This window comes from Tardiphaga sp. (assembly GCF_028290785.1).
In the GTDB taxonomy this organism is placed as follows: Bacteria; Pseudomonadota; Alphaproteobacteria; order Rhizobiales; family Xanthobacteraceae; genus Tardiphaga.
Genome location: NZ_JAQGJD010000017.1, coordinates 1 through 21426, shown reverse-complemented (window position 1 = coordinate 21426; position 21426 = coordinate 1). Strand labels below are relative to the sequence as shown.

Sequence of the window (21426 nt, the reverse complement as noted above, 5' to 3'; positions counted from 1 at the left end):
CAGGCTCATTTGGTGAGGATCAACTTGTTCTGGAATGTCAGCCTGAGACGGTAGGTGTCCTCGCCGTGGGTGATCAGCAGCTCACGCTCGTCCGCGAACAATTCGCGGCTGTTGATCCGATTGCCGGCGACAACGACGTTGCGCTCCGGTGCAGATTTGGCGTGAGACGCTGCGGCAGCATCGCCGGCTGCGTCGTTAGGGCCTGTGTCCATTGCGTTTTAAAAAGTCCCGTCCATGAAAGTCTCTGTCGCCGTTATAGTTTTGCTCAGGCGAAATCGCCAAGCGTCGCAGTCTACAATTGGTATAAAGAGCGCCGGCGCTGCTTGACCCCCTCGCGCCGGCGACGTAATCGAAAATGGCGATACGGTGGCATCACCACGTATTGATACAGGAGCCAGCAAGCCAACTGCCCCCGCGCAGCGCCAGCCAGCCACGCATTGATCAAATAGTGAGCTGGGGACTAGAATGGCTTTTGGGGCTTTGAATACGCGTGCGTCGTTGCTGGGGGCGTCGATCCTGTCGATGGCGATGTTGCTCGCCCAGTCCGGTTTGGCGCAGGCGCAGGCGCAAGATGCAGCCGCTGCCGTGCAGCCGCAGAAGCCCAAACCCACCAAGAAGAAGCGCGCCGCGCAGGCCGACGTCCCCGCGCAGGTGCGTCAGGCCAATGCCCAGATCGGTCGCGCCAACGGCGCCCAGTCGCTTGATACCATTACCGTTTCCGCGACCAAGACCGAAGAGCGCGCGATCGATGCGCTGGCTCCGGTCAGCGTTGTGACGCTGGAACAGATCCAGTTGCAGCAGCCCAAGCGGCTCAGTGACCTGTTCTACAACATGCCCGGCGTCTGGATGCAGGATCGCGGCGACGACGCCTCGACCGCGGTCAATATCCGCGGCCTGCAGGATTTCGGCCGCGTCGCTGTGATCGTCGATGGCGCGCGGCAGAACTATCAGCGCACCGGCCACAATGCCAACGGCTCGTTCTTCCTCGATCCCGAGTTGATTGGCAGCGTCGATGTGGTGCGCGGCCCGACCGCCAACATCTACGGCTCCGGCGCGATCGGCGGCGTGGCCTCGTTCCGCACCAAGGACATCCAGGACGTGCTGCGGCCCGGCGAACGCTGGGGCGTCGATATGAGCGGCTCCTACGGCTCCAACAACAATCGCGGCCTCGGCTCGGTGTTTGGCGGCGTCCGTGTCGATCCGACCGTCGATGTGTTCGGTGGCGCCGTGTACCGCACCCAGGGCAACTACCAGGACGGCGCCGGCACCACGATCGGCAATACCGGCAACGAGATCGCAGCCGGCCTGATGAAGCTCACCGTGCGGCCCGCGGACGGCCACGAGGTCAAGTTCGGCGGCGTGTTTCAGGACTATCAGTACACCATCGGCCAGCTCAATCGGGGGCCGGTCGTCACCCGCGCCCAGCAGGCGCTGAACCAGGGCTCGTCGGTCTACGATTCGAATGCCAAGAACTACACGGGTACGGTGAGCTGGAAATATTCGCGGCCGGACGACATGCTGTTCGACTTCAACGTGTCGCTGTACGGCAACCGCACCGATAACGACCAGACCAAGACGTACCATTATTCCACTTCGGGCGCGGCGCTGTGCGGCGCCGGGAGCGCCGGCAACAACATTTCCGGCTGTGTCGGCGATCCGCGCGGTTATCTGATCGACACCATCGGCATCGACGTCAACAATACCTCGCGCTTCAATATCGGTGACTGGCGCAACGCCGTGACCTATGGCTTCGACGCCTTCAACGACAAGGTCACCACCTTCGATACGCGCGGCAACTCCAACATCACCACGCCGGGCGGTGAGCGCACGGTTTCGGGCGGCTTTATCCAGTTGAAGAACAATTATTCGTCCTGGCTCGAAGTCGTCAGCGCGCTGCGTTATGACCATTACGAACTCAACTCCAGCGGCCTGGCGGGCGGCAACACCTCGTCCAGCGGCGACCGGCTGTCGCCGAAGATCACGGTTGGCGTCACGCCGGTCGCAGGGTTCACGCCCTATGTGAGCTATGCCGAGGGCTACCGTGCGCCGTCGATCACCGAGACGCTGATCGCCGGCAGCCATGCAGCCGGTGGCGGCCCGAACTTCTTCACCTGTGCCGACGGCACTGGCGGCCTGTTCTGCTTCCTGCCCAATCCGAACCTGCGGGCGGAGGTCGGCAAGACCAAGGAAATCGGCGTCAACCTGAAGTACAACGACATCTTCGCGTCGGGCGACAGCTTCCGCGCCAAGTTCAACTTCTTCCGTAACGACGTCACCGACTACATCGATCTGGTCGCTTCCACGCCGGAGGCGACACCATTCGGACCCTTCAGCCGCAACTATCAGTACCAGAACATCGCGTCGGCGAAGATCGAAGGCTTCGAAGCGGAAACGTCTTACGACGCCGGCCTGTGGTTCGCTGGCGTCGGCGCCACGGTTCAGCGCGGCAAGAACACCGATACCGGGATTGGCCTCGCCACCGTGCAGCCGCGCAAGGTGACGACCACCGGCGGCGTCCGCCTGCTGGATCGCAAGCTGACGATCTCGGCGCAGTGGGCCTCGGTGGCAGCGAACAACGACATCCCGGTCGGCTATTCGCCCTCGACGGCCTATGACCTGGTCAACCTCAACGTCGCCTACCAGCCGACCCGGGACGTCACGCTGAACTTCTCGGTCGATAACCTGCTCAACCAGTATTATCGTCCCTATGCCATTCCCGGTAACTCCGTGGACGGCACTACCCAGAACGACGCGCTGTGGACCAGCGCCGGCCCGGGTATCGTCTACAAGGGCGGCCTGAAGATCCATTTCGGCGGCGCATGATCGCGTCCTGAAAACGACCCACACGTCAAGAAATCGCGCTCATGTCCGGGCGCGATTTCCATTATGGTGACTGCCAACACTCAACAGGAGATATTCCATGTTCATCGCGATGAACCGTTTTCAGGTCAAGACCGGCTCCGAGCAGGCGTTCGAAACCGTCTGGGCGACCCGTGAATCCTACCTCAGCGAACTGTCGGGCTTCGTCGAATTCCATCTGCTGAAGGGCCCCGTCGCCGAAGACCACACGCTGTATTCGTCGCACACCACCTGGGCCAGCAAGGCCGATTTCGAGGCCTGGACCAAGTCCGAGCAGTTCCGAAAGGCCCACGCCCGCGCCGACAACAAGACCGGAGAGAGCCTGTATCTCGGTCATCCGAAGTTCGAGGGTTTTGAAGTGATCCAGTCCGAGCGCAAGACCAGCGCCGCAGCCTGAAACGCAGGCGTCTCGTTCGTCATTTCGAGCGCAGCGAAGCAATCCAGCAGTCCGGCACCGAAAGAACTGGATTGCTTCGTCGCAACGGCTCCTCGCAATGAAGGAGGAGGGGCCAATTGCAGAATGTCGCACCGGACTTCAAGGATTTCATCATGACTACCGCCATGCTCGACGATCTCACCACTTATATGCGTGACAACCCGGGGGCTGTCATCGAAGACGTGGCGCGGGATCGAAAAGTCACGCCGCGCGCCGTGATCGAGGCATTGCCCGCAGAGATGGTGAAGATCGGCGGCGGCGCCGATGCCTTCGTGGCGGCGATGCAGGACATCGCCACCTGGGGCGTGGTGACCTTGATCGTGCATACCGACGACGGGATCTTCGAGATCACCGATCCGGTGGCGCCGGGCTCAATCGGCCGTGGTTACTTTAATCTGAGCCATCCAACCGGCCTGCACGGCCATCTGCGCCATGAACGCTGCGCCGGCATCGCCTTTGTCGAGCGCCCGTTCATGGGCAAGTCGTCGGCCTTCGCGGCATTTCTCAACGTCGATGGTGGCGTGATGTTCAAGGTGTTCGTCGGCCGCGACGAGACGCGGGCCTTGAAGCAGGACCAGCTCACGCGGTTTCGCGCGCTGGCCCAGACGATTTGTGGGTGAAGCTTTTCTTACCTCTCCCCGCTTGCGGGGAGAGGTAAGAACCGCTACCCGCGAAAATCGATCGCCCGCAGAATGATGCCGGGCGGCTTGCCTTCCAGCTCGACCGCGATGAATTTTTGCGACGCGCGTTCGCCGATCTTGTCGCGCAGCCGCAGAAACTGCTGCTCGCGCTGTCCCGGCGGCGTCCGCTTGGCGCCCTCAAGCTGGTCCATCGCATCGGTGCTGATGGCACAGGGGACGCGGGTCGTGTCGTCCATCATCGTGAACAGCACGACCGAGCGGTCGATATCGTAATCGGTGAAGCCTGCGTCGGTCAGCGCCATCGAAAATCTCCCGTTCCGCTTATTTGCGCTTCACGGGCGGGTTGAGCTCGGCGATCTTGCTCAGGCATTCTTTTTCGGAGGCATGCGGGCCGGTGACGAAAGTACCGCTGACCTTGGTGCTGTACCAGCCCGAGGCGACGCCGAGACGGAGCGATTCTTCGGTCTGGACGTGGCGCGACAACAGGTTCTGCATGCAATTTCCTTTGGGTGAATTTCACGGTGCGCCCTTTCGGGGGCAATAGCCATGGCAATGTTTTTGCCAGTCGCTGCTCGTCGCGCGCGAGGAGAAGGGAAGATGCAGTCGCGCCACCGTGCCTATGTCTCAAATTGATCTCTTGTCATCTCTGGCAGCATTCCTCATCGATCCAGAATGTTCGGCGACAGGCCGTCCCACAGACTCCGTCATGCCCGGCGCATGCCGGGTATCCACGTTCCCACGCGCGGATGCGCATGTTGCCGTGGATGGCCGGGAAAGACCCGGCCATGACGTGGAGAAGCTGGAGCACCAATCGCGCGTCCGGGGGACGAGGTTCACACGCCGGCGAGCACCGTCTTGCGGTATAGCGCGCTGTAGCTCGCCGCCGAGATATTCCAGCTAAACGATTTCGACATCGCGCTGCGGCGCATCGAGTTGAGCCGGTCTTTCGAGCCGAACGTCGCGAACGCGCGCAAAATGCCCCCGAGCAGCGATTCCGTGGAAGGCTTGCTGAACAGGAAGCCGGTCTCGCCATCGACGATGGTTTCGGCGAGGCCGCCGGTCTGATGCCCGATCGGCAGCGAGCCGAAACGCTGCGCATACATCTGGCTCAGCCCGCAGGGCTCGAACCGCGACGGCATCAGAGTGAAGTCGCTGCCGGCGAAGATTCGCCGCGCTTCGCGGTCGTTGAAGCCGATCGCGACGCCGATGGCGTCGGGGCGGCGGCGATGCGCGGCCATCAGGGCCTGCTCGATTTCCGGCTCGCCGGTGCCGGTGACGACGATCTGTCCGCCCGCCGAGACGATGGCGTCGGCGGCCGACAGCACGAGATCGACGCCCTTCTGGTGCACGAGGCGGGCGACCAGACCGAAAATAGGCCCGCGTGATAGCGCGAGCCCGAATTGCTGACGAACGCCATCGGCATTGGCGCGTTTGGCTTCCCAGTCGCCGGCGCCGAATGGTCGCATCAGTTCCGCGCAGACGCGCGGATCCCAACTCTCGTCGATGCCGTTGAGGATGCCGGTGAGTTGCGCCTTGTTGGAGCGGGTACGCAGCAGGCCCTCCAGGCCACAGCCAAGTTCCGGCGTGGTAATCTCCTGGGCGTAGGTCTCGCTGACCGTGGTCAGGTGCGAGGAATAGATCAGCCCGCCCTTGAGAAAGGACAGCTTGTCGTAGAATTCGAGCCCGTCGATGTGGAAGGATTCCACCGGCGCGCCGATCCGGCGCAGCGACTCCTTGGGAAACAGGCCCTGATAGGCAAGGTTGTGAATGGTCAGGATGGTCGGGATCTTGACGCCGCTCCAGGCCAGATAGGCCGGCACCATGGCGGATTGCCAGTCATTGGCATGGACCAGATCGGCAGCCCAGTTGCTGTCCAGTCTGCCGGCCGCCAGCAGGGCGGCGGCGGAGGCAAAGCGTGCGAAACGGATGTCGTTGTCCGGCCAGTCGCGACCGCAATCGTCGCCATAGGGATTGCCGGGGCGGTCGTAGAGTTCCGGGCAGAGCAGGATGTAGACCGGCATGCCGTCCTTGGTCGAAGCCAGTCCCAACTGGCAGGCCGGCATCTCGGCCAGCGCCGGGCAGTGGCCCACCACGTCGATGGTTTCAAACTGGGCGACCACGCCGCGGTAGCCGGGCAGCATCACCCTGACGTCGGTCCAGATGCGCAATGCCCGGGGCAGGGCGGCGGAGACGGCTGCTAGGCCTCCCACCCGAATGAAGTCGTCAATCTCTGGGGTGACGAATAGAACCCTCAAGAAGTGCCCTCGTAGCAGCGGCTACTGCAAATATACGAAATAGTTCCACGTTCAGCCAGCAATGGAACCGGGGTTGAAAAACGGGAACCTCGGTTTGATACTTGCAGTGCAGAAAAGCTCTCTCTGCACTGCAGTATAGCACATCACTTAATACAGCATTGCGAAATAGAAACGTAAGTCCGAAGATTCTTTCACAAAAGCTACACGGCGGGCGAGGGCCGGACGATCAGGCGCAGGAAGCTCATGATGCAGCCGATGGCGGCAAATCCGGCGCCGAGCGCCAGCGCCAGGGTGGCGCCTTCTTGCCCAGCCAGGCCAAAGCAGAACGCAGCAAGCGCGGCGCCGGTGGTTTGGCCAGTCAGCCGGGCGGTGGCGACGATACCGCTCGCGCCGCCGCTGCGGCCCGCCGGCGCGCTTGCCATCAGCGCCTTCATGTTCGGCGCCTGGAAGAAGCCGAAGCCGGCGCCACAGATCACCATGCGCCAGACGATATCGGCGATACTCGGTTCCGCCGGCAGCATCGCCAGCAACGCCATCCCGACACCGAGAATCGCCAGGCCGATGCCGCCAAGAATGCCGGCGGGATAGCGGTCCGACAATCCACCGGCGATCGGCGCCATGACGGCGACGACGAGCGGCCACGGCGTCAGCAAAAATCCGGTTTCCACTTGCGAGCGGTGCAGGATGTCCTCGAAGTAGAACGGCAGCGAGACGAAGGCGAGGCCCTGCACCGAGAATGAGCACACCGCAGTGGCGGCGGAGAGCGCGAACACCGGCCGGCGGAACAGGTCGATCGGCAGCATCGGCGCCGGATGGTCGGCCTGACGGCGGATCAGCAGCCAGCCGAACAGGACGCCGGCGACGAGTTCGCCGACAACCACCGACGGCGCCGTGTGATGCGCGGCGCTGCCGATGCCGAGGATCAGCAGGCCGAGACAGCCCGCCGCCAGCGCGGCGCCGGGAAAGTCGAAGGCATGGGTCGCGCGCGAGGTCTTCGGCAGCGTCTTCATGCCGATGGCGATCGCCAGCAGGCCGAACGGCAGGTTGATGGCGAACAGCCAAGGCCAAGTCGCCACCGACAGTATGGCCGACGCGATGGTCGGCCCGAGCGTAAACGAAATGGCGACCACCAGCGCATTGTGGCCGAAGCCGCGGCCGAGCATGCGTTGCGGATAGACGAAACGGACGAGCGCGGTGTTCACGCTCATGATGCCGGCCGCGCCGAGGCCTTGCAGGACGCGGGCAATCAGCAAGGTCGGCAGCGACCAGGCCAGCGCGCAGGCCACTGAGGCGATGGTGAACAGCAGCAGTCCGCCGAGATAGATGCGCTGGTGACCGACGATCTCGCCGAGCGCGGCCAGCGGCAGCAGCGTCGCCACCATGGCGATCTGGTAGACGTTGACGACCCAGATCACGTCGGCCGGCGTGGCGTGCAGGTCGGCGGCGATGGCGGGCAGCGCGATATTGGCGATCGCGGTGTCGAGCGAGGCCATGGCGAGCGCGGTGAAGATCGCCAGCGTGGCCCAGCGCCGTTGCTCGCCGGACAGTCCGTCAGCAGGCGAGGGTTCGGGCATCGCAAGTCCATCGGCCATCGGGGAATTCCTCGGACGGCGCCCAAGATGGCCGCCAGAGCCTGCCTTCTAGGACAGATCGCCGGCGCCCTGCAGGCGTCGATGTGCATGAGGCATATGCATGCCGTCACCCGTCGCGACAAGCAATCCCAGGGATCAGATGACCTTTGCGGACCTGGCCGGCTTGAACCAGACACCGGATGCCACCGCGGTGGCGATGATCGTGCCGTAGACGACCAGCGCTACAGCCAGCGCGACAAAGAGCCAAGTCAGCGATCCCGTCAGCCGCAGCGCCAGCCAGCCGCCGCCGATCGAAATGATCAGCCGAAGCACGCCGGCCATCAGCGGCCAGATCATTTTTCCGGCGCCTTGCGAGGCGAAATACAGCGACAGGCCGAGGCCGAAGAAGCCGTAGGCCGGACCAACGATGCGCAGATAGGCGCTGCCGGTTTCGATCATCTGCGGGTCTGTCCCGAACAGGCCGAGCCAGGCCGCCGGCCAGATCGCGGCGGCAAGTCCGACGCTTTCGGTCAATACGAACACCATGGCGCCGCCGATCAGCGCGACCCGCAGCGCGCGGGCCTCCTGGCCGGCGCCGATGTTGGTGCCGACCAGGGCGACCAAAGGTCCGCCGAAGCCGAATGCCAGCGGCACCATCAGATATTCCAGCCGGACGCCGGTGCCGAAGCCGGCCACGGCATCGCCGCCGGCGGCGGCGCCGACCAGCGCGGTCGTCAACAGCACCGTCAGGCTGGTCTGCAACGAGACCACGGCAGCAATGGCGCCGACGCGCAAAATGTCCGCGGTCAGGTCCCAGCGCGGCCGCGCCAGCTTGAAGCGCACGACACTGAGGCCCGCCAGAATGTAGCCTCCAAGGACCGCGGTCACGATAGCCGTCGTGATCACGACGGCCCAGCCTCCGCCGGCGATGCCCAGCGCCGGGATCGGGCCCCAGCCGAAGATCAGCAGCGGCGACAGCGGAATCAGCAGCACCACGCCGATGCAGACTGCGAGCGACGGCACCAGCATGTTGCCGGTGCCGCGGATGATGCTGGCCAGCGCGTTCATCAGCCAGACCAGCACGCTGCCGCCGAATACGACGTTGGAATACGCCATGGCGGCTTCGAGCGCGCCGCCTTCGACGCCCATGGCGTGATAGAGGGGGCGGCCCCAGATCAGGAAGATCGCGGCGCCGAACAGGCCGATCGCGATATTGAGCCCGGCGGCGTGCATCACGAGCGCCTCGGCGTCATGATGGCGACGGGCGCCCAGCGCACGCGCGATCGCCGAGGAAATGCCGCCGCCCATCGCGCCGGCCGACAGCATCTGCATCATCATGAAGCCGGGAAACACCACGGCCATGCCGGTCAGCGCGTCGGCGCCGAGATGCGATACCCACCAGGTCTCGATCAGGCCGGTGGAAGCCTGCGCGAGCATCACCAGCAGGTTCGGCCATGCCATCTTCAGCAGCGTCGGCACGATCGGCGCATGCAGCAGGATGCGGGTGCGCGGATTCATCTCGTGAACGGCGGTAGCGGCGATGATGGCCTGCGGCGGATCGAGTTTCATGGCGCGTCCTGAGAGGGGGTAGCAATCTTGCCGGATTTGGCGAGGCGCTTCTGCACCCGAGGGCCGGCGGCCGGGCCCGCGGCGTTGGCGTGGGTCGCGTCGGTGATGGGCTTGCCGGTCAGGCGATCGACGAGAATGGGGTCGGCGGCCTTGCCGGTGCTCTTGTCGATCAGCACGACGCTGGCGCCTTCAGGGGCGAAATATCTGTTGCCCCAGGCCTGCAGCGAGAACAAGATAGGACGAAAATCTCTCCCTCGGGGGGTAAGGATGTATTCGTAACGGGGCGGCTTCTCGCAATACAGCCGCCGCTCCAGAAGCCCGGCCTCGACCAGGGCCGCAAGGCGCCGGGTCAGGATATTCGGCGCGATATTCAGGTTCTTCTGAAACTGATCGAACCGCGTCAAGCCGTAGATGGCGTCGCGCAGGACCAAAATGCTCCACCACTCGCCGACGCGCTCAAGGCTGCGGGCGATCGGACACTCCATATTTCCAAAGCTTTTGCGCTGCATCAACAAAGCGTAATGAAGTGACTATTATGATGCAAGTCACTAGACCGTGTAGCGACCCAAAGTGACTGATGTTCTGGTATGCGAAATCAGCGGGCTGGGGCCGGAAGGCGCCATTCGATGAAGGACATGTCGTCGGGCGGAGAGGCTACGAAGCCGAGCTTGCGAAACATCTCGAGCGAGGGCTCGTTGGCGATCATGACCTTGGCGCGGACGCCGATGCCGCGCGCCGCGCAGCGATCCATCACCTCGCGCATCAGCGCCGTGCCGATGCCTTTCGCCTGCCACTCCGGCAGCAGCGCGATATCGACCACATAGATGCAGTCGTCTTCGTCGTGCTCGACGATCTCGCCGACCGGCTTGCCCTCGCGCTCCATCACCGACCAGGCGGCCGACGGAAACATCTTCTGATAGGTCTGCATCCGCGAACGATGCTGCATGGCGACGAGATCGTCGAGAAACGCCAGCGGCAGCCCGGAGAGTTCGAGCGTACGCAGGTTGTTGGCACGAAACAGTGAATAGAGGAATGCTTCGTCTTCCGGGGTCTGTTCGCGCACCGATATCCGGCTGCCCGCCGCGTCGATGTGACGAACTTCCTTGCTCATGATGCCCGGCTCTGGAAATCCGTCGCGGCATCGGGCATTGTGCTGCTACACAAACAGGGAGCGCAGGTGCGATGAGACTGCAAGCAGATGTCCCCACCGGAGCGCCGCCCGAATTCCTGCTGATCGAACACTTCCTGCCGCATGTGGGAAAAGCCTTTCGTTTCCAGGACACCGCCTACGTGCTGCCATTGCTGACGATCGTCAGCGACGACCGGCCGCTTCCCGAACGTGTCAAGCGACGGCCGTTCACGCTGATCTTCCGCGATGCGCGTCAACGCGAATGGCTGGCGGAAGGATCCTATCGCTGCAGCATTGAGGACGGTCCGACCTACTCGATCTATGTGGCGCCGATCCAGACGCTGGAACCGGAGTTTCAGGACTACCAAGCCGTTTTCAATTGAACTGCAGCGTCAACTGCGCGACGGAAATACGCCGTTGAGCGCTATGCAGTAATTCATCACCAGATACGGCATGCGGTTGTCGTGCGCCTGGGAATTCCCGGCGTTGCCGAGGCTCTGTGTCGCCAATGCGTTATTCGGCGTGCCGCCGGGGTTGTAGATGTAAACGGTGGCTGCGCTTCCCGTCCCGGCGCTGGCCCCGAGCACCGAAGCGGACGACGGCGTATTGTTGTTGGCGGAGCCAGGCGTCGTCGAGTCGGTCATCAGCGTATGGTTATGGCCGGCCATCTCGTCGAGCGACAGCGTGTGCATTTCTTCGCCGCCGCGCTGGCCGATCGCACTCAGCTGCGCACTGGTCAGCGTTCTGCCACGCAGGTCCGGCAAGGCAAACGTTCTGACGCCGTCGCCGCCATACGCCGTGCCTAGCAGCGAAAACAGCGCCTGATTGGTATTGATAGCCATGATCTGGCCATTGCAGAGCGCCCAGTTTTTCGGGGGGTAACCGAAGGCGAACAATTGAATGGTACCAATAAAATATTCGGACATGGGATGCGCTCCGGGAGCCTAGCCTCGGGGTGGGAAGTTGCCGGCCAGGCAAATGCAGAAATTGACCGCAAGATAAGGTTGCATGTTGTTATGGGGGGTGCTCCTGCCCGCCGGGCCGATCGTCGATGGGGCCAGTCCCGTGGTCGCCTTGTTGACGTTCGTGCTGTAGATCAACGCCTTGTCGCCGCCGCCTTTGCCGCCGCCACCGCTGGCTAGTTGATTGGCCGCTGCGGTGAAACTCTGTGCAGACGAAGTGGTGGCATTCAATGCATGCGTATGGGGTGCAAGGTCGTTGATGGTGAGAGTGACTTGAGGCGTGCCCCCAGTCTCTCCGATAACGTAATTCGAGAGCCCGGCGCCCTGACCGGCGCCGATCGCCACGCTACCCAGCAAATTAGGCAGCCCAAAATTGCTCGAGCCGTTGCCGCCATAGTTGACGCCAAGGATGGAAAAGAGCGCTGTGTTCTGCTGGATAGGCAAAATCTGGCCCGCACACGTGGCCCAGTTTCTCGGCGCGAAGGCAAATCCGAAAGGCTGGATTTGTCCGACATATGACTCGGTCATGCTTGTCTCCCCAGAATATGATGCCGCGCCCGCCGCTCTCTACCGACTTCATTGCTGTGCCGGATACATTCCCTGGACCGCAATGGCATAGGTAATGGCTAGGTAAGGCTGGCGATTTTCGTGCGCGTTACCCTGTCCCGTTATCGTGATGCTCTGCGGCGCCAACGCGGTCTGACCACTGGCGGCATATGGCAAATAGGTGTTCGTCGAGGTCGTCTGGGAAGGCCCCATGTCACCGAGCACCGCATTCGTGGCGGGTTGCGCGCTGCTGGATCGTATGCCGGTGACAACCGCGACGAAATGATTGTGCTGGGGGAGTTGCTGGCTGATCAGGGTAACGCCCTCGGTGCCCGCGATCTGTCCGATAACGTAATTACCCAAGCCGGGCCCCTGGCCCATGTGGATTGGCGTTCGTCCCTGAAGGTTGGGGAGGTTGAAAGTGTTGACGCCATCGCCGCCATAGGTCGTGCCGATCAATTGAAAGAGCACGTCATTTTGCGAGATAGACAGCGATTGGCCGTTACAGAGCAAGTATCCCAGGGGTGCAAAATTGCCGGCGAACGTCAGTATCTGGCCGATATAAGGCTGCGCCATTCCACCCTCGCAATGAAGTCACGACGATTGCTGATGCAATCTTACGTTGATAATAATAACAAAGGCAAGACGTCTGGCTGCCAAAGTTTGATGCCGCAGCGCCGCCCGACGCCAACTACAATGTGGAATATGGTGAGACGTCGTGCGGCAGGGCAACTACATTTGTGACGTCGGCTACACGGCTGGCTTCTATCCGCAGACGGCGCCGCACTGGATGGCGTTTAGCGCATTGGCGGCGGGGTGCGCGGCAGGTGGTGCGCTGCAGCCGAAGCGCGTCTTCGAACTCGGTGCGGGACAGGGCTTCGGCATCGCTTTGCTGGCCGCGGCCAATCCCGACGTGTACTTCGAAGGCTGCGACTTCAATTCCGAGCATGTAGCACAGGCGCGGCGATTCATCGCCGATGCGGGACTGCAGAATGCTGCCGTCCACGAGATGGACTTCGCTGCCGCTGCGCAGCTGGCTGGTGACCCGGATATCGATATCGTCCTGGCGCATGGCATCGTAAGCTGGGTCGCACCCGACGTGCAGCACCAGATCGTCGCGTTTCTGAAGCGACGGCTGCGCGACGACGGCGTATTGTATGTCTCCTACAATTCCGCGGTGGCGTGGGCCGCGCTGTCGCCAATCCGCGACCTCATCCTGGAGATCAAGCGCCTTGGGCCGGGCGGATCGCAGGCGCAGATGGCGATGGCACTGGACTGGCTGCAGCGGCTGCGCCGCGCCAATGCGCCGCTGTTCGCCAGGAATCCCGCCGCGGCGCAGCATCTCGATGACATGCTGGCGCTGGACCCGGCCTATCTCGCCCATGAATATCTTGCCGGCGCCGCACGGCCACTGAATTTTGCCGAGACCGCGTCGCTACTCGACGGCGCCGGGCTTCGCTTTGCCGCATCGGCGAACCCCATCGAGAACTTCGACGCCCTCGGCGTGCCCGCCGCTGCACTGCCGTTGCTGGCACAGACCAACGATCCAGTGCTGCGCGAGACGCTGCGCGATTTTGCCGCGAACCGCTTCTTTCGTCGCGACCTGTTTTCGCGCGATATCCAGCTCTTGACGCCGGACCAGCAGCGCGAGGCTTTGGAAAAATTCCGTTTCATGCTCGCGGTGCCGAGGACGCAGCTCCGCCTCGACTTTCACGGGCCCGCCGGCCCGTTGACCGGCGCGGCCGATCTGTACGGTCCTTTGGCGGATCGCCTGGCGGAAGGCGCGGGCTTTCAGGACCTCGCTCGGTTGCCGGCCTTCGCTGGCGCGCCGCTGGAACGGCTGTTGCACTGCCTGGTGCTGCTGGTCGACTCGCGGCAGGTTCATGCGGTGCCGCCATCTCACCATATCGATGTCGCGCCGGCCCGGCGCTTCAACACGATGGTCGTGGAAGCGGCGCGGCGTGGCGTGGTCTACAGCCATCTGGCCTCGCCGGTCAGTGGCACCGGCCTTGCGGTCAGCGATGTCGACCTGCTCGCGCTGGCCGCCGCCGCGGACGGCGTGGCGCTCGATCCTGCAAGCCTGGCGCAGCGAAGCCTGGCCATCATCGCCGCGCTGGGCCGGCGTCCGATCCGCGATGGCGTGGCCATCGCGGACGACACCGAGGCAACTGATTTTCTGGCCGCGCCGATGCAGTACATAATAGCGGAAAGCCTGCCGCTGTGGCGACGACTGGGGCTCATCTGAATCTTACCCGCTGCGTGCTGGCGCCAAGGGCCGACAGAAGATAGCGGGTTCCCTAAATTGAACTTCTTGGCGTTTCCCGAGTTCCTGTGTGCTAGAAGCGGGCCAGTCGATGGGCCGCGTCACAGGAGACTTTCATGCGTAAACTTTGGACCGTGCTGGCAGCGCTGGCGACCCTCAGCCTGACCAATTGCGGCTACAACGCGATCCAGAGCACGGACGAGCAGGTCAAGTCTGCTTGGTCCGAGGTCGTCAACCAGTATCAGCGTCGCGCCGATCTGGTGCCGAACCTGGTGAATTCGGTGAAGGGCTTCGCGCAGCAGGAGAAGGACGTGCTGCTCGGCGTCACCAACGCGCGCGCGAAGGTCGGCGGCATCCAGGCCACGCCGGAAGTGCTGAACGATCCGGCGGCCTTCCAAAAATTCCAAGCCGCACAGGGCGAACTGTCCGGCGCGCTGTCGCGCCTGCTGGTGGTCACCGAGAATTATCCGCAGCTAAAATCGGATGCGCTGTTCACCAACCTGATGGCGCAGCTCGAAGGCACCGAAAACCGCATCACCGTCGCGCGCAATCGTTACATCAAGACGGTGCAGGACTACAACGTCGGGGTGCGCACCTTCCCGAACAACCTGACTGCGATGCTGTTCGGCTACAAGGAAAAGCCGAACTTCTCGGTGGCGAACGAGGGCGAGATCTCCACCGCGCCGAAGGTCGATTTCAACGCGCCGGCGCCCGCGGCTCCGGCCAAGTAGCCGGCGTCCGCCGGTGTTTGCCGTGAAGGCCGCCAGGGCCTGTCTTGTCGCATTGTTGCTGTGCTGGGGCGTCGCCGCCCTGGCGGACGTCGCGGTGCCCCGGCTCAGCGGCCGTGTGGTCGATCAGACCATGACCCTGAGCCAGGATCAGCAGGCCGCACTCGATGGCACGCTGAAAGATTTCGAGGCGCGCAAGGGCAGTCAGGTCGCGGTGCTGATCGTCCCGACAACGGCGCCGGAATCCATCGAACAGTTTTCCATCCGGGTGGCGGAAGCCTGGAAGATCGGCCGCAGCAAGGTTGACGACGGCGCCATCCTCGTCATCGCCAAGGACGACCGCAAGCTGCGCATCGAAGTCGGCTACGGCCTCGAAGGCGCGCTTACCGACGTGACAACCAAGCGCATCATCGACGAGGTCATCACGCCGCGCTTCAAGGCCGGCGATTTCGCCGGGGGTATCACGGCCGGAATCGAGCGGATTCTGAAGGTGATCGACGGCGAGCCGCTGCCGGCACCGGCAGAACGCGAGCCAAGCTCCAATTTCGCCGACCAGCTCGAGCAGTTCGCGCCCTTCCTGCTGTTCGGCGTCATCATCGGCGGCGGCATCCTGCGGGGGATGTTCGGCCGTCTGTTCGGCTCGCTGGCCACTGGCGGGCTAGCCGCCGTGGCGGTCTGGCTGATCGTCGGCACGGCGTTGCTGGCGGGCCTAGCCGGCGTGATCGGTTTTGTCGTGACGCTGATCGGCGACGCCTTCACGTCCGGCGGCGGCGGCCGGCGCAGCGGGGGCTATATCGGCGGCAGCGGCGGATCGTGGTCGTCTGGCAGTTCATCCAGCGATAGCGGCGGTTTCAGCGGCGGCGGCGGCAATTTTGGTGGCGGCGGCGCGTCGGGGAGTTGGTGATGGGCATCGCACGGATCGGCAAGCATCTGCTCGGCAACCAGTCGCGGGTCCGCAAGGCGTTTCCGCCGCAGGCGCTCGCCGCCATCGAGCAGGCGATCAAGGCTTCCGAGGCCAGCCACGCCGGGCAAATCCGCTTCGTGGTCGAAGGCGCACTCGACGGTGCACCGTTGTTTCGCGGCCAATCGGCGCGGCAACGCGCCATCGACGTGTTTTCGCAACTCCGGATCTGGGACACCCAGCACAACAACGGCGTGCTGATCTATCTGCTGCTAGCCGACCGCGACGTCGAGATCGTCGTCGATCGCGGCATCGACGCCCACGTCGGCACCCAAGGCTGGGAGACGATCTGCCAGGCGATGGAAGCCGAGTTCCGCGCCGGCCATTTCGAGCGCGGCGTGATCGCGGGCATCAACGCCGTGACGCAGCATCTGGCGACCCACTTTCCGAAGCATGGCGCGGCGATCAACGAGCTGCCTGATGCACCGGTGGTGATGTAGCTGACGGCGGGACACGAGAACGGAACTACGCCTTCGTGGATTCTCTCGCCGTCACCCGCGCGAACCACGCCACGATGTTTGTATTTGCCTGATCCCAGGGCTGGCCGACCTGGCCGGCGAAATCCAGCCAGCAGTACAGCTTGATATCTGCCAGCGTAAAACGCTCGCCGCAGATGAACGCCTTGCCGGCGATCTGGTCGTCGAGCCAGTGCAGCCGATCGGCGACGATCTTCTTCAAGCCGTCGACCGCTTCCGGGACGCACACGATCCGGGTCTCGAATCGCTTGAGGCCCCGGCCGAAGCGATAGGCGTTGGCGATGTGCTGGCAGATATTGAGATCGATGCGTTGCCGCCACATCCGGGATTCCGCGCGCTCTTGCGGAGTGGTGCCGATCAGCGCCGGGGTCGGGTGGGTCTCCTCGATATATTCGCAGATCGCGACGGTCTCGGAGATATGGCTGCCATCATCGAGTTCCAGCGTCGGCATCTGGCCGTGCGGATTGCGCGCTAGGTGCGGCGGCTCGCGGTTTTCGCCGGCGGCGAGATCGACGGTCTGTACGGGCAGGCCGAGGCCCTTCTCGGCGAGAAACATTCTGATGACGCGGGGGTTCGGGCCGATCGAATCGTACAGCTTCATGGTCGCTCCCCGGGATCTTGTTTGTTGCCTTTTGGCGGGAACGCAGTGCGGGCGTCAAGGCGTGCGGCGCGGCGAGGAACAGAGGTGAAATTTTCGTAACCACGGCGGCCGGTAAGGATTTGGCAAGCAATGAAAGTTACCAAATAGTTCATCTTACCCGGAGAATTGTCGTGACCGAGCCCAAGGCTGACCTCAACAGTGACCTCAAAGCCGACGCCGGCGAGACCGGATCGACCGCATCGGCCGGCGCGTCCGACGATGCTGCGGCCGTTCGGGTCGACTCGCCCGATCTGGCGCCGGGGCAGAACGATACTCCGAAGGTCGAGGCTCCCAAGGTCAAGCCGCCCGCCGGCAAGATCATGATCATGTCGCCGCAGCGCGAGCGGACTTGGGAAGACTATGTGGATGCCGAGCAGCATGCCGAGGCGGAGGCCCACGCCGAAGTGCCGCGCCAGCGCCGGATTTCCATGGTCGCCGCGGTGATCGCGCTGGCCGCCGTCACCGGCGCCATCGGCGGGTCGCTGGCCACTGCCGGCATCGGCCATCTGTTCGGCGGCGACGACAGCCGGACCACGGTCAGCCAGGCCCGCGCGCTGGAAGAATCGGTCATGCGCATCGACGCCGACATTGCGGCGCTGAAGGTCACTGCGGAGCGCGCCGGCAAGCAGATCGCATCGCTGTCGGCGAAGAGCACCGATCGCTTCGACAAGCTCGAAAAAGCGCAGGCCGAGCCGGCCGCGAAACTCGCCAAACTCAGCGAGACTGTCGAGAAGATGCGCGCCACGCCGGCTCCCGCGCCGGCGCCGGTGGTGACGCCCGTAGCTTCCGTGCCCGCCAAGGAAGTCACCGGTTCCATCAACGCGCCAGCGCCGACACCTATGCCCGCACCAAAGCCGGAAATCGCCCGGCTGCCGACGCTGGATGGCTGGGTGCTGCATGACGTCGCCAATGGCGGCGCCACCATCGAGGGCCGTCAGGGCATCTTCGAGGTCTATGCCGGCGATCCGGTCCCGGGGCTCGGTCGCGTCGATGCGATCCGCAAGCAGGACGGCCGCTGGACCGTGGTCACCAGCAAGGGCCTGATCGTCGCCCGCTGATCTCTTCGCGCGGCCGCTGGTGCAGCGGCCGCGCTTTTCCGCTAGATTCCGCGTGACGTGCCGGCTTTTTCGGTACGCGCCGGGAACCCGTTGTGCGGATTCGCTCTGTCCTCATCGTCTTGCTGTGCAGCCTCGTGGTGAACGCGGCGCGTGGTGATGCCTTGCAGCGCAGCCTGGCGGTCATCGATCCACTGGCGTTGCGCGAAATCGATCGCGCGGGATCGACCGGATTCGGCCTTGGCCGGATGCTCGATCCCGCGCGCAGCACTTCGCTCAACAATGCCGAACTGTTCGCGCTGCCGGCGATCGCTCCGGTGCGGCAGGTGTTCGAGGCCGAGTTCGAGCGCTATGTGTCGCGGCACAAGATGCTGCTGCCACGCGAGACCATCGGCGTCGGCCCGCCCCATGACTTTCAGTTGTTCGAGCAAGGCCTGCTCTGGTCCGGCGATACCCGCTTCGTGCTGGTGGGGATCGTCAACCGCATGGACCGCGCCTATGTGGCGCCCGAGACCTGTGGCGAGATCAGGCTGATCTACCGGCTGACGCGGATCGGCGAGGATGCCGCGCGGCCGCGGCTGCCGATGACACTGAATCTTGTGTTACGGGCAAAGGAGCCGTCGGACAGCACGATCACCTGCGCGGAGCTTGCGCGGCGCTGGCTTGCCGCCTCGGATCTGCCGCAGACCGGCGCAGAGCTGACGGAACGCCTGCTCGCGTCGGATGGCGCGTTCAGCTCCATCAAGCCTGACAACATCGATCGCATCGAGACCAACCTGCAGATCGCGCATGCGCCGAAATCGGCGACCCGCGATTTCCGCACCGACTATCTGCAAAAGGTGTTTCGCTACGACGCCGCGTCGAAGACGTTCATCGAGGCGCCGATGGAGAACCAGATCGACCGCGATCGGCTGCTGGCCGATGCCGGTCTCGCGCGCGATTTCAAGTCGTGGCTGCTCGATCCCGCCCATCTCGGTGAGTTCGATCGCGGTACTATCCTGATCCCAGAAAAGTTTCTGGCGACGAGCTCGGTCGCCGCGACGCCGGCGGGTTTTGAACGCTCGGTGCTACAGCCTGAATACGGCCTGATGCAGTCCGACCACGCCGGCGGCAAGGCAGTGTTCACCGACGGCGACGTGGTGTCCGCCCTGAAAGCCGCGATGGCGAACGGCGTCGTGCTGCAAAACGTCCGCACGCCCGCCGGCTTTGCGCGGCGGCTTAACGACATCACCTGCGGCGGCTGCCATCAGGTCCGCGGTATCGGCGGCTTCCATTTTCCCGGTGTGGACTGGATAGCGGAGAAACCCTCGAATACGACGACGGTGCCGGCCTCGCCGCATTTTGTTGGCGATCAGCCGCGCCGTCGCGCTATTGTCGCGGCGATGCGCGATGCTGTGGCAGCGGACTATTCCCGCGGTTTTTCCGATCGGCCGCAGATGCGCGGCAGTGCTGCACTCGCCGGCACCGGATATCTCGATGGCTGGGGCGCGACCTGCTATCGGACACCAGCGAAGATGGCGGACAGGAGTTTTGCGTCGTGGAACTGCGCGGAGGGGCTCTCGTGCCAGCCGGTCGATGCTGACAAGGCGTCGCGCATCGGCATGTGTTTTGTGAAATGACGGGGACCATGCATGAGCGAAGCTGACAAGGACCTCAAGGAACGCGACCGCACCATCGCGGAGAACGAAAGCGAGCGGCAGACCACGGGCGATATCCGCGTCAGCACCTGGGCCATCGCAGCCGCGGTGCTGATCGGCCTCGCGGTGTTCGGCTGGATGCTGGCGCGCTAAAGGGCGCGCCCTTAACGGGGGCGCGCCATTGTTACCTTGCGAATGAAGATCGCTAGCCGGGCATCAGCACGGTGTTAACCACGTGGATTACGCCGTTGGACTGATTGACGTTCGGAATCGTGACCGTCGACATGCCGCCCTTGGTATCGACGATCATGACCCTGCCGCCGGAACGCTTGACCGTCAGTTGTTCGCCTTCGACGGTAGTCAACTGCTTGCCATCGGTGAGGTCGGCGGCTTCCAGCCTGCCGGGCACTACATGATAGGTAAGGATTTTGGTCAGGGTCGCCTTGTTTTCCGGCTTCACCAGCGTGGCGACGGTGCCCTTTGGCAGCTTGCCGAACGCGGCGTTGGTCGGCGCGAACACGGTGAACGGACCCGAGCTTGCCAAGGTATCGACGAGGCCGGCGGCCTTCACGGCAGCGACCAGCGTGGTGTGATCCTTGGAGTTGACGGCGTTCTCGACGATATTCTTCGACGGATACATCGCCGCGCCGCCGACCATCACGGTGCTCTCGCCCTTCATCATCTTGGCGGTGGCGGGCTCCAGGAAGCTTGCGGAAATCATCAGCGTGCTGAAAGCCGCGAATGAGAGCAGTGCAATACGTTTGGACATCTGATCGTCTCCCGTTTGATGTTCGCACGCCCAGCGATAATTCGTGGGCATTCTGATCCCTCGGCAACGCGCATCGGAAAATGCGTTTCGCGTTGTCAGGACCAGCTACGCAATCTCGGAAGAACGGTTTCAGAATCATGACCGATGGTGCCGGCCATTACCATATTTTTGGCAACTGAAACTCTTTGATACGGCCGTCGTATATGCTCGCTACGCCACCGTGCCGGATGCCCGCAGCGTCGCGATGGCCGCGGCGTCGAACCCGGCGTCGCGAAGAATCTCGTCGCTGTGCTGGCCGATGCCCGGCGGCAGGCGCGGCTTTTTCTTGGCGCCATCGCCGACCCAGATCGGGCTGTTGATGGTCATGAGGTCGCTGTCCTCGAACGGGATCAGCACGTCGTTGTCCTTCATCTGCTGGTCGTTCGGAATGTCGTCGAGAATGCCGACAAAGCCAAACACCAGACCGTTGCCGTCGAGCCGCGCACGCCATTCCGCGAAGTCGCGGGTCGCGAACACCTCGTCGAGAATGCCGATCAACTCCATTGAACGGGCGTGGCGGTCCGGCTTTGTGGCGAAGCGCGGGTCGTCGCGCAGGTCGTCGCGGCCGATGCATTTGGTGAAGGCCGGCCATTGCCGCTCCTCGGCGAGCAGCGACAGCATGATCCAGCGGCCATCGCGGCACTTGTAGTGATTGGTCATGGCGTTCAGCGCGCGCTCGCGCGGCCGGCGCTTTTCGAATGTGGCGCCGACCAGCTTTGCCTGCCCGAGCACGCTGGAGGCCCAGACGCCGTTCGCCATCAGGTTCGATTTGACCTGGCAGCCCTTGCCGGTGCGTTCGCGCTGGTACAGCGCGGTGACGATGGCGCCATACAGCGCCATGGCGCAGGGATGATCGCCCATGCCGGCGATCGAACGCGCCGGCGTGGTAT

25 protein-coding genes are annotated in these 21426 nt (G+C 63.7%); 11 read left to right on the top strand and 14 right to left on the bottom strand.

The features are described 5' to 3' along the window. Positions 1 to 5: 5 nt before the first annotated feature. Positions 6 to 212: a hemin uptake protein HemP gene (locus JWR89_RS01045; RefSeq protein ID WP_299710631.1), complete on the bottom strand. Its 207-nt coding sequence runs from the start codon at positions 210 to 212 to the stop codon at positions 6 to 8. A gap of 253 nt (positions 213 to 465) precedes the next feature. Between JWR89_RS01045 and JWR89_RS01040 the strand changes: the two genes are divergently transcribed. From JWR89_RS01040 to hutX, 3 genes are all read left to right on the top strand, one after another. Further along, the gene (locus JWR89_RS01040) at positions 466 to 2823 is read left to right on the top strand and encodes a TonB-dependent hemoglobin/transferrin/lactoferrin family receptor (protein WP_299710628.1); all 2358 of its coding nucleotides are present in this window, start codon (positions 466 to 468) and stop codon (positions 2821 to 2823) included. Between the two features lie 97 nt (positions 2824 to 2920). Beyond that, positions 2921 to 3256, top strand: coding sequence for an antibiotic biosynthesis monooxygenase (locus JWR89_RS01035; RefSeq protein ID WP_299710625.1), 336 nt, complete (start codon positions 2921 to 2923; stop codon positions 3254 to 3256). 152 nt (positions 3257 to 3408) lie between these two features. Beyond that, positions 3409 to 3915 carry a heme utilization cystosolic carrier protein HutX gene (gene hutX, locus JWR89_RS01030; RefSeq protein ID WP_299710688.1) on the top strand — a complete coding sequence of 169 codons (507 nt, stop codon included), beginning with the start codon at positions 3409 to 3411 and terminating at the stop codon, positions 3913 to 3915. 44 nt (positions 3916 to 3959) lie between these two features. Here the strand turns inward: hutX and JWR89_RS01025 are convergent, their stop codons facing one another. The 7 genes from JWR89_RS01025 to JWR89_RS00995 form a co-directional block, all read right to left on the bottom strand. Then, complete coding sequence (locus JWR89_RS01025; protein ID WP_299710622.1) at positions 3960 to 4238, bottom strand: DUF1488 family protein; 279 nt, start codon at positions 4236 to 4238, stop codon at positions 3960 to 3962. Between the two features lie 19 nt (positions 4239 to 4257). Continuing rightward, a complete protein-coding gene (locus tag JWR89_RS01020; protein WP_299710619.1) occupies positions 4258 to 4431 on the bottom strand; it encodes a hypothetical protein in 174 nt (57 codons plus the stop codon). Positions 4432 to 4769: 338 nt separating this feature from the next. After that, positions 4770 to 6191, bottom strand: a complete 1422-nt coding sequence (gene glgA, locus JWR89_RS01015; protein WP_299710616.1) for a glycogen synthase GlgA — start codon at positions 6189 to 6191, stop codon at positions 4770 to 4772. Between the two features lie 200 nt (positions 6192 to 6391). Next, on the bottom strand, positions 6392 to 7783 hold the full coding sequence (locus JWR89_RS01010) for an MFS transporter (protein ID WP_299710612.1): 1392 nt from the start codon (positions 7781 to 7783) through the stop codon (positions 6392 to 6394). A gap of 135 nt (positions 7784 to 7918) precedes the next feature. Further along, entirely contained in the window at positions 7919 to 9331 is a 1413-nt protein-coding gene (locus JWR89_RS01005) for an MATE family efflux transporter (RefSeq protein ID WP_299710610.1), read from the bottom strand. Further along, positions 9328 to 9840 (bottom strand): helix-turn-helix domain-containing protein, encoded by a 513-nt coding sequence (locus tag JWR89_RS01000; RefSeq protein WP_299710609.1) that lies wholly within the window; start codon positions 9838 to 9840, stop codon positions 9328 to 9330. The genes JWR89_RS01005 and JWR89_RS01000 overlap by 4 nt, the downstream gene beginning before the upstream one ends. An 86-nt stretch (positions 9841 to 9926) precedes the next feature. Further along, positions 9927 to 10442 carry a GNAT family N-acetyltransferase gene (locus tag JWR89_RS00995; protein WP_299710607.1) on the bottom strand — a complete coding sequence of 172 codons (516 nt, stop codon included), beginning with the start codon at positions 10440 to 10442 and terminating at the stop codon, positions 9927 to 9929. Between the two features lie 71 nt (positions 10443 to 10513). Between JWR89_RS00995 and JWR89_RS00990 the strand changes: the two genes are divergently transcribed. Further along, complete coding sequence (locus tag JWR89_RS00990) at positions 10514 to 10843, top strand: hypothetical protein (protein WP_299710605.1); 330 nt, start codon at positions 10514 to 10516, stop codon at positions 10841 to 10843. Between the two features lie 9 nt (positions 10844 to 10852). Here JWR89_RS00990 and JWR89_RS00985 read toward each other — a convergent pair whose 3' ends face one another. Genes JWR89_RS00985 through JWR89_RS00975 form a run of 3 tightly spaced genes read right to left on the bottom strand, consistent with a single transcriptional unit; the run spans position 10853 to position 12544 of the window. Then, on the bottom strand, positions 10853 to 11386 hold the full coding sequence (locus JWR89_RS00985; protein ID WP_299710603.1) for a tail fiber protein: 534 nt from the start codon (positions 11384 to 11386) through the stop codon (positions 10853 to 10855). Between the two features lie 18 nt (positions 11387 to 11404). Further along, positions 11405 to 11950, bottom strand: a complete 546-nt coding sequence (locus tag JWR89_RS00980) for a tail fiber protein (RefSeq protein ID WP_299710601.1) — start codon at positions 11948 to 11950, stop codon at positions 11405 to 11407. A 48-nt stretch (positions 11951 to 11998) separates the two neighbouring features. Beyond that, positions 11999 to 12544, bottom strand: coding sequence for a tail fiber protein (locus JWR89_RS00975; RefSeq protein WP_299710599.1), 546 nt, complete (start codon positions 12542 to 12544; stop codon positions 11999 to 12001). A gap of 142 nt (positions 12545 to 12686) precedes the next feature. Between JWR89_RS00975 and JWR89_RS00970 the strand changes: the two genes are divergently transcribed. From JWR89_RS00970 to JWR89_RS00955, 4 genes are all read left to right on the top strand, one after another. Further along, positions 12687 to 14213: a class I SAM-dependent methyltransferase gene (locus JWR89_RS00970; protein WP_299710597.1), complete on the top strand. Its 1527-nt coding sequence runs from the start codon at positions 12687 to 12689 to the stop codon at positions 14211 to 14213. Between the two features lie 134 nt (positions 14214 to 14347). Next, positions 14348 to 14962 carry a LemA family protein gene (locus JWR89_RS00965; protein WP_299710594.1) on the top strand — a complete coding sequence of 205 codons (615 nt, stop codon included), beginning with the start codon at positions 14348 to 14350 and terminating at the stop codon, positions 14960 to 14962. 22 nt (positions 14963 to 14984) lie between these two features. Beyond that, a complete protein-coding gene (locus tag JWR89_RS00960) occupies positions 14985 to 15863 on the top strand; it encodes a YgcG family protein (protein ID WP_299710591.1) in 879 nt (292 codons plus the stop codon). Further along, positions 15863 to 16360 carry a TPM domain-containing protein gene (locus tag JWR89_RS00955; protein ID WP_299710588.1) on the top strand — a complete coding sequence of 166 codons (498 nt, stop codon included), beginning with the start codon at positions 15863 to 15865 and terminating at the stop codon, positions 16358 to 16360. Before JWR89_RS00960 ends, JWR89_RS00955 begins: the two co-directional genes overlap by 1 nt. A 25-nt stretch (positions 16361 to 16385) precedes the next feature. On the opposite strand, the gene JWR89_RS00950 is transcribed toward JWR89_RS00955, so the two are convergent. Further along, a complete protein-coding gene (locus JWR89_RS00950; protein ID WP_299710585.1) occupies positions 16386 to 16997 on the bottom strand; it encodes a glutathione S-transferase family protein in 612 nt (203 codons plus the stop codon). A 170-nt stretch (positions 16998 to 17167) separates the two neighbouring features. Here JWR89_RS00950 and JWR89_RS00945 point away from each other — a divergent pair, with 170 nt between their 5' ends. From JWR89_RS00945 to JWR89_RS00935, 3 genes are all read left to right on the top strand, one after another. Then, on the top strand, positions 17168 to 18094 hold the full coding sequence (locus JWR89_RS00945) for a hypothetical protein (RefSeq protein ID WP_299710582.1): 927 nt from the start codon (positions 17168 to 17170) through the stop codon (positions 18092 to 18094). 92 nt (positions 18095 to 18186) lie between these two features. Continuing rightward, complete coding sequence (locus tag JWR89_RS00940) at positions 18187 to 19710, top strand: hypothetical protein (RefSeq protein WP_299710579.1); 1524 nt, start codon at positions 18187 to 18189, stop codon at positions 19708 to 19710. Positions 19711 to 19722: 12 nt separating this feature from the next. Then, complete coding sequence (locus JWR89_RS00935; protein WP_299710576.1) at positions 19723 to 19881, top strand: hypothetical protein; 159 nt, start codon at positions 19723 to 19725, stop codon at positions 19879 to 19881. A 52-nt stretch (positions 19882 to 19933) separates the two neighbouring features. Here JWR89_RS00935 and JWR89_RS00930 read toward each other — a convergent pair whose 3' ends face one another. Next, complete coding sequence (locus JWR89_RS00930) at positions 19934 to 20497, bottom strand: fasciclin domain-containing protein (protein WP_299710573.1); 564 nt, start codon at positions 20495 to 20497, stop codon at positions 19934 to 19936. A 210-nt stretch (positions 20498 to 20707) separates the two neighbouring features. Further along, on the bottom strand, positions 20708 to 21426 hold a 719-nt coding region (locus JWR89_RS00925; RefSeq protein ID WP_299710570.1), incomplete at its 5' end, for a CoA transferase.

What these genes read in the sequence shown, in the direction of transcription:
- JWR89_RS01045 (WP_299710631.1), bottom strand. Translation starts at nt 212, where the DNA reads ATGGACACAGGCCCTAACGACGCAGCCGGCGATGCTGCCGCAGCGTCT.
- JWR89_RS01040 (WP_299710628.1), top strand. Translation starts at nt 466, where the DNA reads ATGGCTTTTGGGGCTTTGAATACGCGTGCGTCGTTGCTGGGGGCGTCG.
- JWR89_RS01035 (WP_299710625.1), top strand. Translation starts at nt 2,921, where the DNA reads ATGTTCATCGCGATGAACCGTTTTCAGGTCAAGACCGGCTCCGAGCAG.
- hutX (WP_299710688.1), top strand. Translation starts at nt 3,409, where the DNA reads ATGACTACCGCCATGCTCGACGATCTCACCACTTATATGCGTGACAAC.
- JWR89_RS01025 (WP_299710622.1), bottom strand. Translation starts at nt 4,238, where the DNA reads ATGGCGCTGACCGACGCAGGCTTCACCGATTACGATATCGACCGCTCG.
- JWR89_RS01020 (WP_299710619.1), bottom strand. Translation starts at nt 4,431, where the DNA reads ATGCAGAACCTGTTGTCGCGCCACGTCCAGACCGAAGAATCGCTCCGT.
- JWR89_RS01010 (WP_299710612.1), bottom strand. Translation starts at nt 7,783, where the DNA reads ATGGCCGATGGACTTGCGATGCCCGAACCCTCGCCTGCTGACGGACTG.
- JWR89_RS01005 (WP_299710610.1), bottom strand. Translation starts at nt 9,331, where the DNA reads ATGAAACTCGATCCGCCGCAGGCCATCATCGCCGCTACCGCCGTTCAC.
- JWR89_RS01000 (WP_299710609.1), bottom strand. Translation starts at nt 9,840, where the DNA reads ATGCAGCGCAAAAGCTTTGGAAATATGGAGTGTCCGATCGCCCGCAGC.
- JWR89_RS00995 (WP_299710607.1), bottom strand. Translation starts at nt 10,442, where the DNA reads ATGAGCAAGGAAGTTCGTCACATCGACGCGGCGGGCAGCCGGATATCG.
- JWR89_RS00990 (WP_299710605.1), top strand. Translation starts at nt 10,514, where the DNA reads ATGAGACTGCAAGCAGATGTCCCCACCGGAGCGCCGCCCGAATTCCTG.
- JWR89_RS00985 (WP_299710603.1), bottom strand. Translation starts at nt 11,386, where the DNA reads ATGTCCGAATATTTTATTGGTACCATTCAATTGTTCGCCTTCGGTTAC.
- JWR89_RS00980 (WP_299710601.1), bottom strand. Translation starts at nt 11,950, where the DNA reads ATGACCGAGTCATATGTCGGACAAATCCAGCCTTTCGGATTTGCCTTC.
- JWR89_RS00975 (WP_299710599.1), bottom strand. Translation starts at nt 12,544, where the DNA reads ATGGCGCAGCCTTATATCGGCCAGATACTGACGTTCGCCGGCAATTTT.
- JWR89_RS00965 (WP_299710594.1), top strand. Translation starts at nt 14,348, where the DNA reads ATGCGTAAACTTTGGACCGTGCTGGCAGCGCTGGCGACCCTCAGCCTG.
- JWR89_RS00955 (WP_299710588.1), top strand. Translation starts at nt 15,863, where the DNA reads ATGGGCATCGCACGGATCGGCAAGCATCTGCTCGGCAACCAGTCGCGG.
- JWR89_RS00950 (WP_299710585.1), bottom strand. Translation starts at nt 16,997, where the DNA reads ATGAAGCTGTACGATTCGATCGGCCCGAACCCCCGCGTCATCAGAATG.
- JWR89_RS00935 (WP_299710576.1), top strand. Translation starts at nt 19,723, where the DNA reads ATGAGCGAAGCTGACAAGGACCTCAAGGAACGCGACCGCACCATCGCG.
- JWR89_RS00930 (WP_299710573.1), bottom strand. Translation starts at nt 20,497, where the DNA reads ATGTCCAAACGTATTGCACTGCTCTCATTCGCGGCTTTCAGCACGCTG.